Here is an 18,170-nt window from a genome sequence, read left to right as displayed (position 1 = left end):
TAAGTTTATGCCGTCAGATGCAAAAGTTCAGTGCGGTAAATTTCCGTTCAAGCGAAGCGCGTTTGATTTATCGCACTGTAATAGACTTTGCAGATGACGGCATTTACTTAGGCTAGATTAAGGAATATGAGAGTTTGTATCATAGACGGACACTTTTTTATTAACTCTATTATCTACTCAGAGATGAATGCCACATATCCTTTTTTAGCTTCATATACATCAGCCTTGCTGACTGCCTCATGTGGTGCATGCATATTTAATACAGCAACACCACTATCTATAACATTCATACCATATAGAGCCATTATATATGCGATAGTTCCGCCGCCGCCCTGGTCTACTTTTCCTAATTCGGCTGTCTGATAAGCAACTTTATGTTTCTCAAATATTTTTCTTACTACTCCAAGATATTCTGCATTGGCATCATTAGAGCCTGATTTACCTCTGCTTCCAGTAAATTTATTAATAACGAGTCCTTTTGAGAAATATGCTGCATTTTTCTTTTCGAATACTGATGCATATGTTGGGTCATAAGCTGCACTTACATCCGAAGAAAGCATTTTTGAATTAGCAAGTACACGTCTTAATGTAAGTTCAGAATATTCTCCCATTCTGTCTAGGACTTCTGCCAAAGTATTTTCGAAGAATTTCGACTGCATACCAGTTGCACCTACACTACCTATTTCTTCTTTATCTACAAGTAAAAGGCATGCTGTTTTATTAACCTTTTTCTTCTCAAGCATTGCAGCAAGTGAAGTATATGCACACACCCTGTCGTCCTGACCATAGGCAAGAATCATACTTGAGTCTATACCTGCATTTCTGGCCTTGCCTGCAGGGACGATTTCTAATTCTGCTGACATAAAATCTTCTTCTTCAAAATCGTATTTTTCTTTAATTAGTTTAAGAATATTCTTCTTAACGGCATCTTTTTCTTCTCCCTTAAGTGGCTTGTTACCGATAATAATATTTAAGTCCTCGCCCTCTATTACTTTAGCGCCTTTTTTCTCAAGCTGTGTCTGCGCTAAATGTATTAATAAATCTGAGATAAATAAAACAGGGTCTTTCTCATCTTCACCGATTACAATATCTATCTTATTACCATTAGTCTTAACAACTACGCCATGGATTGCAAGAGGAATTGTAACCCACTGATATTTCTTAATTCCACCATAATAATGTGTATCTAAATATGCAATTTCTGTCTCTTCATATAAAGGATTCTGCTTGATATCAAGACGAGGTGAATCGATATGTGCGCCTAAAATATTCATTCCCTCTTCAATAGGTTCTTTACCAATATTAAAAAGTACTATTGATTTGTCCATATATGAACAATATACTCTGTCACCTGCTTTAAGCTTCTTGCCATTCTTAATAATATTTTGTAAGTCTTTATAGCCTGCTTCTTTAGCCTGACGAATAGTTTCCTTAACACATTCTCGTTCTGTCTTACCTTTGTCTAAAAAGGCTCTGTAATCATCATTTAACTTTTCTAATTCTTCTAATTCATTTTCAGAATAACTGTTCCAACAATTTTCTCTTTCCATAATGCAACATTTCCTTTCTATTTTTTACTTACATAGCATTCCATATACTATCTCATCTGCGAAACCGTGAGTCAAATATTAAATTCAGCTCTGCAATAAATGCTATTTGTGATACTGATATCATAAATAGCTATGTGCAAAATTGGCATATCAATTCAATTTTGCACATTATACACCCTCTAAATCAAAATCAGGTGTATATTCTTTTCCTGAACTGTCGCGGTTTTGCATATATCCGTTATCAATTCCAAGTCTCAATGCTTCATTTATAACGCTATCATACTCAAAAGTTGTGACCATTCTGTTAATTTCTTTAAAATCTTTACTCTTATATGCCGGTGTATACTGGCTCATAACACTTATAAGATAGCTTCCTTTATCAAGATTCTCACTTATCCATCTAAGAATCTCCATTGAATCTTTTCTTGCTCCAGGAAGCACCAGATGTCTTATTATTACACCGCTTTTAAGCATTTTACCAGGTTCATTCTCTTTATCATAGAATAATGGATTGCCGACCTGTTTAATCATTTCTTTGGTCGAGACTGAGGCATATTTGAAATAATCCGGTGCCTTAGAATATTTAACTGCTAATTCATTATTATAATACTTTATATCCTGTAGGTAAATATCTACATATCCACTAAGTTTCTCAATAGTGTCTGCATTTTCATAGCCACCGCAATTGTATACAACAGGAATGTTTAATTTATGCTTAACCCTGTCAAGAGCCTTAATGATTTCATTAACATACATTGTACCTGTCACAAGATTAATATTATTAGCACCTTTATCCTGCAATCCTAAGATTATTTCACTTAATCTTTCATTACTTATTACTTTGCCAAAATTGTTATGTGAAATCTTATAATTCTGACAGAATATACATCTTAGATTACAGCCAGTAAAAAATATTGTCCCGCTGCCATTTTTACCACTTATACAAGGTTCCTCCATATAATGAAGTGCTGCTCTTGCTATTTTAATTTCATTACCAACACCACAATATCCTAAAATATCTTCTCTATTAACATTGCATTTTCTTGGGCATAACATACACCCGTTTGTATTATTATTCACCATTTATCCATATCATACCTTATCATTTTATAATGCTAACAATGAAAATTCTTCTAAGTTCCATACCTTATCTACAAGTCCATCGTAGAAATCAGGTTCATGGCATACTAAAAGTATTGCACCTTTGTACTCTTTTAATGCTCTTTTTAATTCTTCTTTTGCATCAACGTCTAAATGGTTAGTAGGCTCGTCTAATAACAAAATATTAGTTTCACGATTTATTAATTTACATAATCTTACTTTTGCCTGTTCACCACCACTTAACACTCTTACAAGGCTTTCAATATGTTTTGTGGTAAGTCCGCATTTAGCAAGGGCTGAACGAACTTCATACTGGCTATACGACGGAAATTCTTCCCATATTTCCTCTATACAACTGTTGTTGCCCGGTTTAATCTCCTGTTCAAAGTAGCCTATTTCAAGATAATCTCCTAATGCAACCTTTCCTGCAAGTGGTTCTATAATATTTAAAACACTCTTTAGAAATGTTGTCTTTCCGATTCCGTTAGTTCCGATAATCGCAATCTTTTCTCCTCTTTCCATTCTTAGATTAATCGGCTTTGAAAGTGGTGCATTTTTGTCATATCCGATTACTAAATCTGTTGTTTCAAAGATTACTTTGCCTGTAGCTCTGGCATTCTTAAATTCAAATTCAGGTTTTGGCTTGTCTTTCTTAAGTTCTATAACGTCCATCTTATCTAACTTCTTCTGTCTTGACATTGCCATATTTCTAGTCGAGACTCTTGCCTTATTTCTCGCTACAAAGTCTTTAAGGTCATCAATCTCCTGCTGTTGTCTCTTATATGCTGCTTCTAACTGAGCCTGCTTCATCTCATATACTTCCATAAATTTATCATAGTCACCAACATATCTGTTAAGTTCCTGATTGTCCATATGATAGATAATATTTACCACACTATTCAAAAATGGAATATCATGAGAAATAAGGATAAATGCATTCTCATATTCCTGTAAATACCTCTTAAGCCATTCTATATGGTTTGCATCAAGATAGTTAGTTGGTTCATCTAATAATAGTATGTCTGGTTTTTCAAGTAATAATTTACCTAATAATACTTTTGTTCTCTGTCCACCACTTAAGTCCATAACATCATGATCTAATGAAAGATCCAGAAGTCCTAATGCTCTTGCTACCTCTTCGACCTTTGCATCAATTGTATAGAAATCATGATTAGTAAGCATATCCTGGATAGTTCCTAACTCTTCCATCATTGCTTCCATTTCATCTTCTGATGCTTCACCGAGTTTATCACAGATTTCATTCATCTGTTCTTCCATCTCAAACAAATATGAAAATGCAGATTTTAATACACTTCCTATGGTCATTCCAGGTTCTAGGACTGCATGCTGGTCTAAATATCCTACTCTTACATTTTTATTCCATTCGACTTTACCCTCATCTGGCATTAATTTACCTGTTACAATGTTCATAAATGTAGATTTTCCCTCACCATTTGCACCTACTAATCCTATATGCTCACCTTTCAATAATCTGAAAGATACATTATTAAAGATTGCTCTGTCACCAAAACCATGACTTAAGTTTGTCACATTTAATATCATTTTATTATTTCCTTTCCCGATATTCGCCTAATTTTAAAAATGACCAGTTCATTTTGGTTTTCACCCTAACGCACTGGTCATTAACTGTACCATTTATTATATTTATTCTATTTCTCCGGAACTTGCGATGTGTTCAGTCGTTGGCTCGTTTTTAGTAGTCTCAGGTTCATCGTCCCCATTAACCTTAAGCATAATTGATATCGAACATGTTCTTCCGTTATTATCAGTAACAATATATGAAAGTTTTACATAGCCGCCTCTTGCAGGTCTGTATGAAACTTCATCTGATACCTCATTATTTTTTTCGCTGTATAATGTTTCTTCTGTAACATAATTCATATTCTCATCGTAGACTTTTGCAATAAGCTTCCATATATTTGATTTACTTCCTGATACACTTCCTTTGAAATATACTGTATCCGAAATATCTATCGTCATATCACCTACTGATGTAGAATTATCGCTTCCACTATAAGATACACTTCCACTATCTGAATCTCCGGAACTTGTTGATATTTTAGCATTAAATGAAAATGCACCTAATGTCTTAAAGTTTTCAAATTTCTCCATGCTTTCTTTAATTCCATCATCAGAATAACTATCCTTAAGTTCATCTAAAGTCTTACAAAATACTTTATATTCAACTTTTGCTCCGGCAGATAATTCATCTTCCGCTGCCACATCAAATATATACTGTTTACCATTGATTACCACAAGTGTATAACCACGATTCTCATACGATGTCTCTGTCTTTCTCTCACCATCTATATAATATGCTTCAAAGCCTAATCTTCTAAGTAAAACTGTGAAGCCACAGGCATAATCCTTTGAATCACCTGATTTAGTCTCAAATAACTTATTAGCACGATACATAAGTTCCATATCAAATGATGATGTGAATTCATAATTTGAACAGAAATCGTAAACTGTATCCTCATCTACGAATGAATTAGACTTAATATCATAGAAATACATCATATAATCGTAAATATTTCTAACATTTTCATATGTATTCATATCTGATTTTGTTGTCATCTTAAGTATATTATTAACATTATCATCTACTTTCGAATGACCTGTCTTAGTCTCATCTAACTTAACATCATTAATTAAATCCTTAATATTATCTGAAATATTTTCATCAGAATTTGTACTTACGAAGAATTCATTTTCACCAGGCTCTTTAGTTTCTTCCTGAGCTGCTGGTGTTGTCTCTGTCTCTGGCTCTGTTGCCTGAGTATCATCTTTATTTAACATCCCATATGCAACTGCACTATAGAATATTGTGAATGCTGCAATAGCAATTCCCATACCTGCTATAACCCTGTTTATAATCTGGCTCTTGGTAAGTTTCTGTTTAATATATTCGCCATTATAATCTGCATCTGGATTATATTCTATATCATTTTCGTCGAATTCATCGTCATCCTCGTCATCATCTAGATAATCCTCGTCCTCTGCCACCTCGTTATAATCATCATTTTCATAATCATCTTCATCATCTGTAACTTTCTCAAATTCAATCTTTCCATCTGACTTATTATGAGTATCTTCTATATCCTGTTCTACAAAATCATTATCTACAAACTCAATTTCTAAATCATCATCTTCTAATTCATCATTTTCCATATTATTATTAATTTTTTCTATATCTTTCATTATAATCCTCATTTCTGAGCGTTTTGTCATTAAATGACTATTATCTTATCGTCATTATATCTATCTGCCTTCGCCCAAAGCAAATAGTTATGTGAAAAATAACTTAATCATATAATTTTTCACAATATTCTATATTGTATTATATTTTTCATAACTATTCAAGAAATTTTGTTCTTTTTAGTAATTTTAATAATTTTAAAGAAAATTGTTATGATTCAGGATTGGGGTGTCAAACCGGTGCATCGCACCAACCATGCACAATATATGTGTATTGTATGTTCACTTTTATATCTTAATTACTTCAGGACTTTGCAAATATTCTGCCCAATATAGAAAATACAATAAATACGCACAGATTAGTAACTACAATGCATGCCCCCGTTGGAAATGAATACATATATGAAATAATAACACCCACCACAAAGCAGATAACTGATATTATACCGGAACTTATTATTACAGCTTTAAAATTTCTAAACATTCTCATTGAAGTAAGTGCTGGGAATATAATAAGGCTTGAAATAAGCATTGTACCCATTATTCTCATTCCTACTACAATTGTAACTGCTGTAAGTATGGCAAGTAATGTGTTGTAGAAGCCCGTCTTTATGCCTGTTGCTTTTGCAAAATTTTCATCAAAAGTAATAGCAAATATCTTATGGTAAAATAGTGCAAATATACTTAAAACCACAATGGCAAGTATAACACTTATATAGACATCACTTCCACTCATCGATAATACACTACCAAACATATAACTATTCAGGTCCATATTTGATCCGTTCGAAGCTGCATTTACAATAACACCTATTGCTATTGAACTGCTCGATATGAGTGCAATTGCAGAATCACCTTTAATCTTACTGTTATTACTTAGTCTTAACAGGAAGAATGCTGCAATTACAACGATAGGCATTGCAACCGTAAGTGGTGCTGTATCTAATGCTACAGCGATTGACAATGCTCCAAAACCAACGTGCGACAGTCCATCTCCTATCATCGAATATCTTTTAAGTACAAGTATTACGCCTAATAAAGATGCACATAAAGCAATTATTCCACCAACTATAATTGCTTTCTGCATAAATGCATAAGAAAACATTTTAATAATTTCATCAATCATAATTCAAAAAATCTTTCCCTTCCATATTTTCTATATATTCTTCTTTAGTTCCAAAGAAATAACCTTTCTCTTTCATATGCAATATTTTATTCGAATACTTCATTGCATTTTCCAGGTCGTGTGAAATCATAATTATGGTAAGATTATCTTCTTTGTTAAGTTTCGATATTACTTCATAAAATTCTGATGTCACCAGTGGATCTAACCCTGTAATAGGTTCATCTAAGAATAATATCTTATCAGTTGCAAGTAATGCCCTTGCAAGAAGAACTCTCTGCTTCTGTCCACCTGACAGATTACCAAATGTTTTCTGTGCTAAATCAGTTATACCTAATTTCTCCATAATCTTTTTAACACGTTTCTTATCATTCGATGTATAAAATGGGCGAAATCCTGCATTGGCCAGGCAGCCTGAAAGAATCACTTCATATACCGATGCTGGAAAATCACTTTGTGCTGCTGTATGCTGGGGCAGATATCCGATATTTTTCTTAGTTACACCACCCTCAAATATCACTTCACCCTTTCTGATTGGAACAAGTCCTAATATTCCTTTTATAAGCGAGCTTTTACCAGAACCATTCTCACCTACTATACTCAGGTAATCACCCTCATTTACTTCAAAACTCATATTCTCAAATACATTTACCCTGTCATATGCAATTGTTAAATTTTCACATTTTAATTGTAGTTTTTTCATACTAATCCTCATTTCCGAGCGACTTTGTCGTGAGGAGGCGATGAGAAATTCGCTAAAGCGATTTCTCATCTGACATATATGCTAATTGTTTTCGCCCCGAAACAATTAGCTGTGTGAAAAATAATCGCATCAGCATTATTTTTCACACTAATCTCCATTCTGCACTGCTATGTGTGACATTTCTCACATTTTCTTACGTTTTTTATTTTCTAACATTAATTCCCATTATAATTCAAACCTTTTTTCAGATTTTCAAGATTCTGCTTCATAAGACTTATATATGTCACACCTTTTTTGTACTCATCTTTCGAAATGTTATGGCACGAATGTAACAGATATTCCTTAGTGTTGGTTTCCTCACTTATCGTATCTGCTGCCTTATGATTAGATAATTCCGCATAGAATATAGCTGGTGCATTGTTTTCCTTGACTTCATCAATCATTTTTGCTACAAGCTTAGCACTTGGTTCTGTCTCTGAAGAGCAGGAATCATATGCCGATACATAGTTAAGTCCATAATCATGTACGAAATAATACATTGCAAATTTGTCTGCAAAATATATTGTTTTAACATCCGAATTTCTAACAACTTCTTTAAATTCATTATCTAATTCTGTTAGCTGCTCTAAATATTTATCAGCATTTTTTCTATAATAGTCAGCATTTTCTGCATCAATCTGTACCAACTCATCAACTATATTTGATACCATAATCTTCGCATTAGAAATACTTGTCCAGATATGGGGATCATATATATGATTATGCCCCTCATGTCCATGTTCTTCTTCATCTTCATCATGATGATGTCCCTCTTCATCTTCTGTCTTAATAATATCAACACCTTTTGAGACATCTAGAACATTGACATCTTTCTCAAGCCCTTTTATCAGTTTTGCCGCCCAGGTCTCCATATTATCACCTGTATAAATGAATAAATCACTTTCATTTATACTTGCAATATCTGATGGTGTCGGATCATAACTATGTGCTTCCATACCCGGTGATAAAAGCAATTTCACATCAGCCTTATCACCCGCTATCTGTCTTGTAAAGTCATATTGTGGAAATAATGTAGTCACAATTAGTAACCTGTCATCATCTATACTCTTCCTGCCACACGCTGAAAGTGGAACAACCATTATGCAAATCAGTGTAAATATAATTAATTTATCTAAAACCTTCTTCATACTTTCCTCATTTCTGAGTGATTTCTCATTTCTGAGTGATTTCTCATCTGCCATAATTGCTATTTGCTTTCGCTCCGATGCAAATAGCTGTGACTCTCTTAATAAGAATAAATAATGTCGCCTGCGACATTCTCCGCCTGCGGCGGGTTGCTATAGCAACATTTTCTGCTCCTCCGCAGTGCGCTCCTCGCGGAGCGTTTTTTACTTACCAGGACAATTTCAACGAAATTTCATGGTAAGTAAAAATACGGGTACAAATTGAAACTAAGTTTCAATTTGTACCCGATTATAATATACCTTATTTTTTATTTTGTCAATGTGAATTTGAAACTAAGTTTCATTTTCATATTTAGCATTAGATTTACTGCAACATTTCTCATTTGACTTTTCATCTCGCTGTTTGTTATTTTCTTCGTTATTACACTCTTTTTTCTTACGGCATTTTTCGCAGGTTCCATAGAATACTGTCTTACTTTTGTCTATCACAAAATTATGTTCATTTAAAATATGCTCATTTATTTCGTCCATAAATTCACACGACACATGAAACAGTTCGCCACAATCACTACATTTCAGATGATAATGTTCTTTGCAATGGTGTGTGCTATCATTACCAGTAAACTGGTAACATGCACCCTTCCCCTCTTCTATCGTATATTTTCTGACAAGATTCTGCTCAACCAAATTCTCTAAATATCGATAGACCGTAGATTTACCAACCGGTGTATCATTATTCTTTAGATATTCTAAAATATCCTCTGCCTTTACGTGTTCACCCTCTTTTTCACACAGATATTTTAAGATAAGTTCCCTTTGCTTCGTATTATATTTCATGAATAAATAATCCACTCCTTAATTTTGGCTCAAACCATGTAGACTTAGGCGGCATTAATTTACCTGCATCAGCAACATTGAATAATTCCTGAATAGATGTAGGATACATTGCAAACGCAACTTTCATATCAAGCGCACATCTTCTTTCTAATTCTGCAAGTCCTCTTATTCCACCTATGAAATCAATACGTTTATCTATTCTTGGATCTGCAATTCCAAGTATAGGATTTAAGACATTGTTCTGAAGTAATGATACATCAAGTCCCTCTACTGCATCATCACTTAATATTTCATTCTTTGCACTTAGCTTGTACCATACATTGTCAAGATACATTCCTACTTCACCCTTTTTCTGAGGATTATATGGCTCTGTGCCGACTTTCTCAATGTCAAATGACTTCTTAACTTCTTCTATGAATTCATCAGATGTTAATCCGTTTAAATCTTTAACAACACGATTATATGGCATAATCATTAATTCCTGCTCCTGGAATAATACTGATAAAAAGTAATTAAATTCTTCTGTTCCATCATAATCCGGATGTTCTTCTCTTCTCTTGATTCCGACCTTGACGGCTGAAGCTGCCCTGTGATGACCATCAGCAATGTAAATATTGTTAATATTTGAAAATTCATTTTCAATGGTTTTAATGTCTTCGTCTTTATCTATTATATAACCTACGTGCTTAATTCCATCATCAGCCACGAATGCAAATATTGGTTCTGTTTTTTTAACTTCATTAATTACTTCTGAAATCTTCTTATTCTCTCTGTATGCCAGGAAAATAGGTCCTGTCTGTGCATTACATGTATCAACGTGTCTTATTCTGTCTATTTCCTTTTCTGCTCTTGTATTCTCATGTTTCTTGATAACATTATTAAGGTAATCATCAATGCTTGCACATGCAACTATACCTGTCTGTATTCTTCCGTCCATTGTAAGTTCATAGATATAATAGCATTTCTTATTTTCTTTAACATATACACCTTCGTTAATCATATCATCTAATAACTCTTTTGCTTTAGCATATACTCTGTCATCATATGTATCTACAGATGAATCAAACTGTGTTTCTGCCCTGTCAATTCTTAGAAATGAGTACTTCTTACCTTTTACAGCCTCGCGTGCCTCTTCACGATTATATACGTCATATGGTAATGCTGCTACTTCTTTAGCTAATTCCTTTGTAGGTTTTATACATTCAAATGCTTTTATTGTTGCCATCTTCTATTTTCTCCATTCTTATAATACGAAAGTGCCGCCAGATTTATCTAACGACACTTTTCGTTTAAATTTAATCAGATAATATCTATCTGATTAAAACTCATTATTTTATTACTCTGACTTTAATTACACCCTCGATTGCCTCTATAGCTTTTACTACGCTATCAGAAGCTGTTGTATCAAGGTCTAACATTGTATATGAATAATCACCTCTGCTCTTATTTGTCATATCAGAAATATTAATGTTCTCATTTGCAAATGCAGAAGTAAACTGACCCAACATATTAGGTATATTCTTATGACAAATTGTTACACGGGCTGCTTTATCACATACTCCCATATCACAGTTAGGGTAATTTACTGAATTCTTGATATTACCATTCTCGATGAAGTCCATAATCTCATTTACTGCCATAATCGCACAATTATCTTCTGATTCTTCTGTTGAAGCACCAATATGAGGTGTTACAATTGCACCCTCCATATTAACTGATAATGGATTAGGGAAATCTGTCATATATCTCTTTACTTTACCTGATTTTAATGCATCTGCCATAGCTTCTTCATCAACAAGTACATCTCTTGCATAGTTAAGAATTACAACACCGTCTTTCATCATATCGAAAGCTTCTTTGTTAATCATTCCCTTTGTGCTATCTAACAATGGTACATGAATTGTTATGTAATCACACTCTTTGAATATCTCTTCTGTTGTCGCAATGTGTTTTACACTTCTTGATAAGTTCCATGCGCCTGCAACTGAAATATATGGATCATAACCATATACTTCCATTCCTAATGAAACTGCTGCATTGGCAACTTTAACACCAATTGCACCAAGACCGATTACACCAAGCTTTTTACCATATATCTCTGTACCAGCAAATTTTTTCTTCTCTTTCTCTGCTGCCTTAGCTATATTAGCATCGTCTTTTGCTGATTTAGCCCATTCGATACCACCAGTGATATCTCTTGCTGCTAATAACATACCAGCTATAACCAGCTCTTTAACGCCATTTGCATTTGCACCTGGTGTATTGAATACTACAATACCTTTTTCTGCACATTTTTCAAGAGGAATATTGTTAACACCTGCTCCTGCTCTTGCAATTGCTTTTAATGAAGCTGGCATCTCCATATCATGCATTGCTGCACTTCTTACTAATACAGCATCAGCTTCTTCGAAATTATCAACTGTATTATAATTATCTGTAAATAAATCAAGACCTACTTTTGCAATAGGATTTAAACAATTAATCTTTGTCATATCAATCTCCATTCCGCAGGCAATATTCTATTTATTCTCTGCTTCAAATTTTCTCATAAATTCAACTAATTTCTTAACACCTTCAATTGGCATTGCATTGTAGATACTTGCTCTCATACCACCAACTGTTCTGTGTCCTTTAAGATTCTCAAAACCTGCTTCTTTAGCTTCTTTAACGAACTTAGCATCTAAATCTGCATCACCTGTTACAAATGGTACATTCATTAATGAACGGTCCTCTTTAACAACAGTTCCTTTGAATAATTCACTCTCATCTAAGAAATCATAAAGTATTTTAGCTTTCTCGATATTACGTTTCTGCATCTCTTCAAGTCCGCCCATCTTCTTTAACCATTTGAATACTTTACCGCAAATATAGATACCATATGCTGGAGGTGTATTGTACATAGAACCATTGTCTGCGTGTATCTTGTACTGTAACATTGTTGGAACACCTTCAAGTGGTTCTTCTGGAATTAAATCTTCACGAATGATTACAATTACAACACCAGCAGGTCCGATATTCTTCTGAACACCACCATAGATTACACCATATTTAGTTACATCTACAGGCTCTGATAAGAAGCATGATGAAACATCAGCTACAAGTGTCTTACCTTTTGTATTAGGAAGTGTCTTATATTTCGTACCATAAATTGTATTATTTTCACAAATGTATACATAATCAGCATCTTCACTGATTGGAAGATCTGAACAATCAGGAATATATGAGAATGTCTTATCCTCTGATGAAGCTATTTTATTAGCTTTACCGAATTTCTGTGCTTCCTGATATGCTTTTTTAGCCCACTGACCTGTTACTATGTAATCAGCTACTCCATTCTTCATAAGATTCATTGGAATCATTGCGAACTGTGTCGATGCACCACCCTGTAAGAATAATACTTTATAGTTATCAGGAATGTTCATTAAATCACGTAAATCCTGCTCTGCTGCATCTATTATCTCCTGATAAGCCTTAGAACGATGACTCATCTCCATAACTGACATTCCTGTACCATTATAATCTAACATTTCTGCTGCTGCTTCTTTTAAAACCTCTTCAGGTAATACAGCCGGACCGGCTGAAAAATTGTAAACTCTGCTCACTTTTCGTGTCCTCCTTTTATATTACATCACATTAAAGTGTTAATGTCTTATATTAACTCATTCTACATCTCTTAATATTAACAGTCAAGACCTTTAGCTGCTAAATCCTCTGCCGAGAATGCTTCACTGATTGGTGCATTCGGTGCAACCATAGGGAATACCTTATCATCACTGCCTATCTGACAATCAATTACAACAGGGATATTAAGTGAAATAGCTTCCTTTAATACAGGCTCTAATTCTTCTGGTTTTGTAACCTTGTATGCTTTAGCGCCCATAGCTTCAGCTAATTTGACAAAATCTACTGAATCATTAAGAGTTGTATTAGAATATCTCTTTCCATAGAACAATGTCTGCCACTGTCTAACCATACCTAATACATGGTTATTAACAATTACTTCAATGATTGGAATATTATATCTTGTTGCTGTTGCAATCTCATTCATATTCATTCTGAAGCATCCGTCACCTGCTATATTAATAACGACTTTATCTTTATTACCAAGCTTAGCACCCAGGCTGGCTCCTAAACCATATCCCATTGTTCCTGCACCACCTGATGATACAAATGTTCTTGGTTTACTGTACTTATAATACTGTGCAGCCCACATCTGATGCTGGCCAACTTCTGTTGTGATAATAGCATCACCATTTGTCACTTCATAAATCTTTTCCATAATAAATGGTCCATTTAACTCATTTTTATTATATGTTAAAGGATATGTAGCTTTTAATTCATTTATGTGATTAATCCATTCTGTTCTGTCATGTTTTGTTAATCTTGCATTCAATCTTGTAAGAACTTCTTTAACATCACCTATAACACTTGCTGTTGTAGGGATATTCTTATTAATCTCAGCAGGATCAATGTCAATATGAAGAACTTTTGCATTTTTAGCAAATTTCTTAGCATTACCTGTTACTCTGTCGCTGAATCTTGCACCTATTGCAATAAGTAAATCACATTCCGTAACTCCAAAGTTAGATGTCTTTGTTCCATGCATACCTAACATTCCTGTATATAAAGGATTAGTTCCGTCAAATGCGCCTTTGCCCATAAGCGAATCACATACAGGAGCATTTACCTTTTCAACAAATTCCTTTAATTCATCAGAAGCATCTGATATAACAGCACCACCACCAACAAAAATATATGGTTTCTTAGATTTTTCTATTAATTTAACTGCTTTTTCAATATCTTCTTCTGTAATATTCTCTGTAGAACGCTCTATCTTCATTGGTTCTTTATAAGTATATTCTGTCTTATTAGCTGTAGCATCCTTAGTAATATCTACAAGAACAGGACCCGGACGACCTGATTTAGCTACATAGAACGCTTTTCTAATTGTGTCTGCAAGATTTTCTACCTCACGTACCATATAATTATGTTTTGTAATTGGCATTGTAACACCTACAATGTCAACCTCCTGGAATGAATCCTTACCAAGTGCTGCCTTTGCAACATTTGCTGTGATTATAACCATTGGTACTGAATCCATATAAGCTGTTGCAATACCTGTTACAAGGTTAGTTGCACCCGGACCTGATGTTGCCATACATACACCAACTTTACCTGTTGAACGTGCATATCCGTCTGCTGCATGGGCAGCTCCCTGCTCATGCGAAGTTAAATAGTGAGTTATTTCGTCGGAATGTTTATATAATTCATCATATACATTTAAGATTGTTCCACCAGGGTATCCGAATACTGTATCAACGCCCTGTTCTTTTAAACATTCAATAATTATTTCTGAACCTGTTAACTGCATTTTTACTTTCCTTTCTGTATCTTTATAACATTATTTAATCTATATTATATAGAATTCTATTGTTTAATATTTCTGATTAGTTAGTTTTTAAAATTGCACCTGTATTTGCTGAAGTTACAAGTGATGCATATCTTGCAAGATATCCTGTTGTTACCTTTGGCTCTCTTGGCTGCCATTTTGCTTTTCTATCAGCTAATACTTCATCTGATACATCAAGTGTAATCTTATTTGCATTAATATCAATCTTAATGATATCTCCCTCTTCAACTAAGGCGATTGGGCCTCCTACTGCTGCCTCTGGGGATACATGACCGATTGATGCTCCTCTGGATGCTCCTGAGAAACGTCCATCAGTAATAAGTGCTACACTTGAACCAAGTCCCATACCTGCGATTGCAGATGTAGGGTTGAGCATCTCTCTCATTCCAGGACCGCCTTTTGGTCCCTCGTATCTGATAACCACAACGTCACCTTCAACGATTTTACCACCTTTGATAGCTGCGATTGCATCTTCTTCACAATCAAATACTCTTGCTGGTCCTTCATGCTTAAGCATCTCAGGTACAACTGCTGAACGTTTAACTACACAGCTGTCTGGTGCAAGATTACCTCTAAGTACAGCAATTCCACCTACTTCACTGTATGGATTATCTATTGGTCTTATAACATTTGTATCTTTGTTAACAACATTCTTAATATTTTCACCGACTGTTTTACCTGTAACTGTCATAAGGTCTGTATTCAATAAGCCTTTCTTATTAAGCTCGTTCATTACAGCATATACACCGCCTGCCTCATTGAGTTCTTCGATGTATGTATGACCTGCTGGTGCAAGGTGGCAGAGGTTAGGTGTTCTTGAACTGATTTCATTAGCAATATCAAGATTTAATTCAACGCCTGCTTCGTGTGCAATAGCTGGTAAATGAAGCATACTGTTTGTACTGCATCCAAGTGCCATATCTACTGTTAAAGCATTTCTGAATGCTGCTTCTGTCATAATATCTCTCGGTCTGATATTCTTCTCAAGAAGTTCCATAACTTTCATACCTGCATGTTTAGCAAGCTTAAGTCTCTCTGAGTATACAGCAGGTATTGTACCATTACCCTGTAACGCCATACCAAGTGCCTCTGTAAGACAGTTCATACTATTAGCTGTATACATTCCCGAACATGAACCACATGTAGGACATGCTTTTGCTTCAAATTCTTCTACATCTTCAAGTGTCATTGTTCCTGCTGCATAAGAACCTACTGCCTCGAACATACTTGATAATGATGTCTTGCATCCTTTAACTCGACCTGCAAGCATCGGACCACCACTTACAAATACTGTAGGAATATTAAGTCTGGCTGCTGCCATTAATAATCCCGGAACGTTCTTATCGCAGTTAGGAATCATAACAAGTGCATCAAACTGATGTGCCATTGCCATACATTCTGTTGAATCTGCAATTAAATCTCTTGTTACAAGTGAATATTTCATTCCTGTATGTCCCATTGCGATACCGTCACATACTGCAATTGCCGGGAACATAATTGGTGTACCACCAGCCATTGCAACGCCCATTTTAACTGCATTTGCAATCTTATCTATATTCATATGACCTGGAACTATCTCATTATATGAACTTACGATACCAACTAATGGTCTGTCTAATTCTTCCTTTGTCATACCTAATGCATTAAACAATGAACGGTGAGGAGCCTGCTGCATTCCTTTTGTTACATTATCACTTCTTCTATCCATACTAATCTCCATTCCGCAGGCACATTGTGCCGGAGGAATCGCGAGCCAAATGTCAGATTTGGCTCTGCGATAGATGCTATTTGTGGTGCCCGCGACACAAATAGATGTGTGAAAAATCAGATATCAATCTGTATTTTTCACACTAATCTCCATTCTGATATCTAACTATCTTATTTTATTCTCTCACAAATTGCATCACCCATAGCTTTGCAGCCTACCTGAGTGTTGCCCTCTGACATAATATCAACTGTTCTGATACCATCTTTAAGTACCTGTTTAACTGCACTTTCTACTGCATCAGCTTCTTTATCAAGGTCAAATGAATATCTTAACATCATAGCTGCTGAAAGAATAGTTGCTATCGGATTAGCAATATCTTTACCTGCAATGTCAGGTGCTGCACCATGACTTGGCTCATATAATCCCATCTTGTTATATCCAAGGCTTGCTGATGGAAGCATACCGATTGAACCTGTAATCATACTTGCTTCATCTGATAAAATATCACCAAACATATTCTCTGTAAGTATTACATCAAACTGTTTTGGATCTTTTACTAACTGCATTGCACAGTTATCTACAAGCATATTCGTAACTTTAACTTCCGGATAATCTTTAGCGACTTCTGCCACTACTTTCTGCCATAATCTTGATGAGTCTAAAACATTTGCCTTATCGACACTTATTACGTTCTTACGTCTCTTCATTGCAATATCAAAACCTGTTATTGCAATTCTTCTTATCTCGTCTTCTGTATATGTGAGTGTATCAATTGCTGTTAATTTACCATCAACCTCTTTTGTACATCTCTCTCCAAAGTAAAGTCCTCCGGTAAGTTCACGTACAACTACCATATCAAAGCCTGCTTTTGCTATATCTTCTTTAAGAGGACAAGCTTCATTAAGTTCTTCATACAGATATGCAGGTCTTAAGTTAGCATATAATGACAATGACTTTCTAATCTTTAGTAGTCCTGCCTCAGGTCTTAAGTTTGGTGCAAGCTCGTACCATTTATCTTTACCCACGACACCACCGACGGCTCCTAATAGTACAGCATCGCTGTTCTTAGCTGTCTCTATAGCTTCGTCTGTTAGTGGTTCACCATATGTATCAATGGATATTCCCCCAATTAATACATCCGTAAAATTAAATGTGTGACCGTACTTCTTACCAACTGTTTCAAGTACCTTTTTTGCTTCTTCAACAATTTCCGGACCAATCCCATCACCGGACATAACTGCTATGTTGAAATTCATGAAAATCCCTCTTTTCTATGTACTGTAATTATCTTCTTATCTTAGTTAATGCAAATACTTTTTAATATATTTAACATCT

The 18,170-nt window shown here is 34.8% G+C and carries 14 protein-coding genes; all 14 read right to left on the bottom strand.

Annotated elements, in window-relative coordinates; translation table 11 throughout:
• Positions 1-173: 173 nt before the first annotated feature.
• The 14 genes from OCV48_RS09120 to leuB all read right to left on the bottom strand — a co-directional run bounded on the left by OCV48_RS09120 (position 174) and on the right by leuB (position 18,091).
• On the bottom strand, positions 174-1,550 hold the full coding sequence (locus OCV48_RS09120) for an aminopeptidase (protein WP_021982905.1): 1,377 nt from the start codon (positions 1,548-1,550) through the stop codon (positions 174-176).
• Positions 1,551-1,718: 168 nt separating this feature from the next.
• The gene (locus OCV48_RS09115; RefSeq protein WP_262559526.1) at positions 1,719-2,633 is read right to left on the bottom strand and encodes a radical SAM protein; all 915 of its coding nucleotides are present in this window, start codon (positions 2,631-2,633) and stop codon (positions 1,719-1,721) included.
• A 24-nt stretch (positions 2,634-2,657) separates the two neighbouring features.
• Positions 2,658-4,214 carry an ABC-F family ATP-binding cassette domain-containing protein gene (locus OCV48_RS09110; RefSeq protein WP_147591731.1) on the bottom strand — a complete coding sequence of 519 codons (1,557 nt, stop codon included), beginning with the start codon at positions 4,212-4,214 and terminating at the stop codon, positions 2,658-2,660.
• 102 nt (positions 4,215-4,316) lie between these two features.
• Positions 4,317-5,873, bottom strand: coding sequence for a transglutaminase-like domain-containing protein (locus tag OCV48_RS09105; RefSeq protein WP_262559524.1), 1,557 nt, complete (start codon positions 5,871-5,873; stop codon positions 4,317-4,319).
• A 301-nt stretch (positions 5,874-6,174) separates the two neighbouring features.
• On the bottom strand, positions 6,175-6,996 hold the full coding sequence (locus tag OCV48_RS09100; protein ID WP_021982909.1) for a metal ABC transporter permease: 822 nt from the start codon (positions 6,994-6,996) through the stop codon (positions 6,175-6,177).
• Positions 6,989-7,696: a metal ABC transporter ATP-binding protein gene (locus OCV48_RS09095; RefSeq protein WP_021982910.1), complete on the bottom strand. Its 708-nt coding sequence runs from the start codon at positions 7,694-7,696 to the stop codon at positions 6,989-6,991. Before OCV48_RS09095 ends, OCV48_RS09100 begins: the two co-directional genes overlap by 8 nt.
• Positions 7,697-7,911: 215 nt before the next feature.
• Positions 7,912-8,937 carry a metal ABC transporter substrate-binding protein gene (locus OCV48_RS09090; RefSeq protein WP_262559521.1) on the bottom strand — a complete coding sequence of 342 codons (1,026 nt, stop codon included), beginning with the start codon at positions 8,935-8,937 and terminating at the stop codon, positions 7,912-7,914.
• A gap of 276 nt (positions 8,938-9,213) precedes the next feature.
• Positions 9,214-9,717, bottom strand: coding sequence for a Fur family transcriptional regulator (locus OCV48_RS09085; RefSeq protein ID WP_147591729.1), 504 nt, complete (start codon positions 9,715-9,717; stop codon positions 9,214-9,216).
• The gene (locus OCV48_RS09080; protein ID WP_147591727.1) at positions 9,707-10,942 is read right to left on the bottom strand and encodes a DUF1015 domain-containing protein; all 1,236 of its coding nucleotides are present in this window, start codon (positions 10,940-10,942) and stop codon (positions 9,707-9,709) included. Before OCV48_RS09080 ends, OCV48_RS09085 begins: the two co-directional genes overlap by 11 nt.
• A gap of 103 nt (positions 10,943-11,045) precedes the next feature.
• On the bottom strand, positions 11,046-12,209 hold the full coding sequence (locus OCV48_RS09075; protein ID WP_021982914.1) for a phosphoglycerate dehydrogenase: 1,164 nt from the start codon (positions 12,207-12,209) through the stop codon (positions 11,046-11,048).
• Between the two features lie 27 nt (positions 12,210-12,236).
• Positions 12,237-13,319, bottom strand: a complete 1,083-nt coding sequence (serC, locus tag OCV48_RS09070) for a 3-phosphoserine/phosphohydroxythreonine transaminase (RefSeq protein ID WP_021982915.1) — start codon at positions 13,317-13,319, stop codon at positions 12,237-12,239.
• 77 nt (positions 13,320-13,396) lie between these two features.
• Positions 13,397-15,088: a biosynthetic-type acetolactate synthase large subunit gene (gene ilvB / locus OCV48_RS09065; RefSeq protein ID WP_021982916.1), complete on the bottom strand. Its 1,692-nt coding sequence runs from the start codon at positions 15,086-15,088 to the stop codon at positions 13,397-13,399.
• A gap of 76 nt (positions 15,089-15,164) precedes the next feature.
• A complete protein-coding gene (gene ilvD / locus OCV48_RS09060) occupies positions 15,165-16,835 on the bottom strand; it encodes a dihydroxy-acid dehydratase (protein ID WP_147591725.1) in 1,671 nt (556 codons plus the stop codon).
• A gap of 170 nt (positions 16,836-17,005) precedes the next feature.
• Entirely contained in the window at positions 17,006-18,091 is a 1,086-nt protein-coding gene (gene leuB / locus OCV48_RS09055) for a 3-isopropylmalate dehydrogenase (RefSeq protein WP_147591723.1), read from the bottom strand.
• Positions 18,092-18,170: the final 79 nt, after the last annotated feature.

It is taken from the genome of Bovifimicola ammoniilytica, from assembly GCF_025567085.1.
Lineage (GTDB): Bacteria > Bacillota > Clostridia > Lachnospirales > Lachnospiraceae > Bovifimicola > Bovifimicola ammoniilytica.
This window is presented reverse-complemented; position numbering and strand designations above follow the sequence as displayed.

Excerpts from the sequence above, each read along its gene's own strand:
- OCV48_RS09090 (WP_262559521.1), bottom strand. The coding sequence starts at position 8,937 with ATGGCAGATGAGAAATCACTCAGAAATGAGAAATCACTCAGAAATGAG.
- ilvD (WP_147591725.1), bottom strand. The coding sequence starts at position 16,835 with ATGGATAGAAGAAGTGATAATGTAACAAAAGGAATGCAGCAGGCTCCT.
- OCV48_RS09095 (WP_021982910.1), bottom strand. The coding sequence starts at position 7,696 with ATGAAAAAACTACAATTAAAATGTGAAAATTTAACAATTGCATATGAC.
- OCV48_RS09115 (WP_262559526.1), bottom strand. The coding sequence starts at position 2,633 with ATGGTGAATAATAATACAAACGGGTGTATGTTATGCCCAAGAAAATGC.
- OCV48_RS09100 (WP_021982909.1), bottom strand. The coding sequence starts at position 6,996 with ATGATTGATGAAATTATTAAAATGTTTTCTTATGCATTTATGCAGAAA.
- leuB (WP_147591723.1), bottom strand. The coding sequence starts at position 18,091 with ATGAATTTCAACATAGCAGTTATGTCCGGTGATGGGATTGGTCCGGAA.
- OCV48_RS09105 (WP_262559524.1), bottom strand. The coding sequence starts at position 5,873 with ATGAAAGATATAGAAAAAATTAATAATAATATGGAAAATGATGAATTA.
- OCV48_RS09085 (WP_147591729.1), bottom strand. The coding sequence starts at position 9,717 with ATGAAATATAATACGAAGCAAAGGGAACTTATCTTAAAATATCTGTGT.
- OCV48_RS09075 (WP_021982914.1), bottom strand. The coding sequence starts at position 12,209 with ATGACAAAGATTAATTGTTTAAATCCTATTGCAAAAGTAGGTCTTGAT.
- OCV48_RS09080 (WP_147591727.1), bottom strand. The coding sequence starts at position 10,942 with ATGGCAACAATAAAAGCATTTGAATGTATAAAACCTACAAAGGAATTA.
- OCV48_RS09120 (WP_021982905.1), bottom strand. The coding sequence starts at position 1,550 with ATGGAAAGAGAAAATTGTTGGAACAGTTATTCTGAAAATGAATTAGAA.
- ilvB (WP_021982916.1), bottom strand. The coding sequence starts at position 15,088 with ATGCAGTTAACAGGTTCAGAAATAATTATTGAATGTTTAAAAGAACAG.
- OCV48_RS09110 (WP_147591731.1), bottom strand. The coding sequence starts at position 4,214 with ATGATATTAAATGTGACAAACTTAAGTCATGGTTTTGGTGACAGAGCA.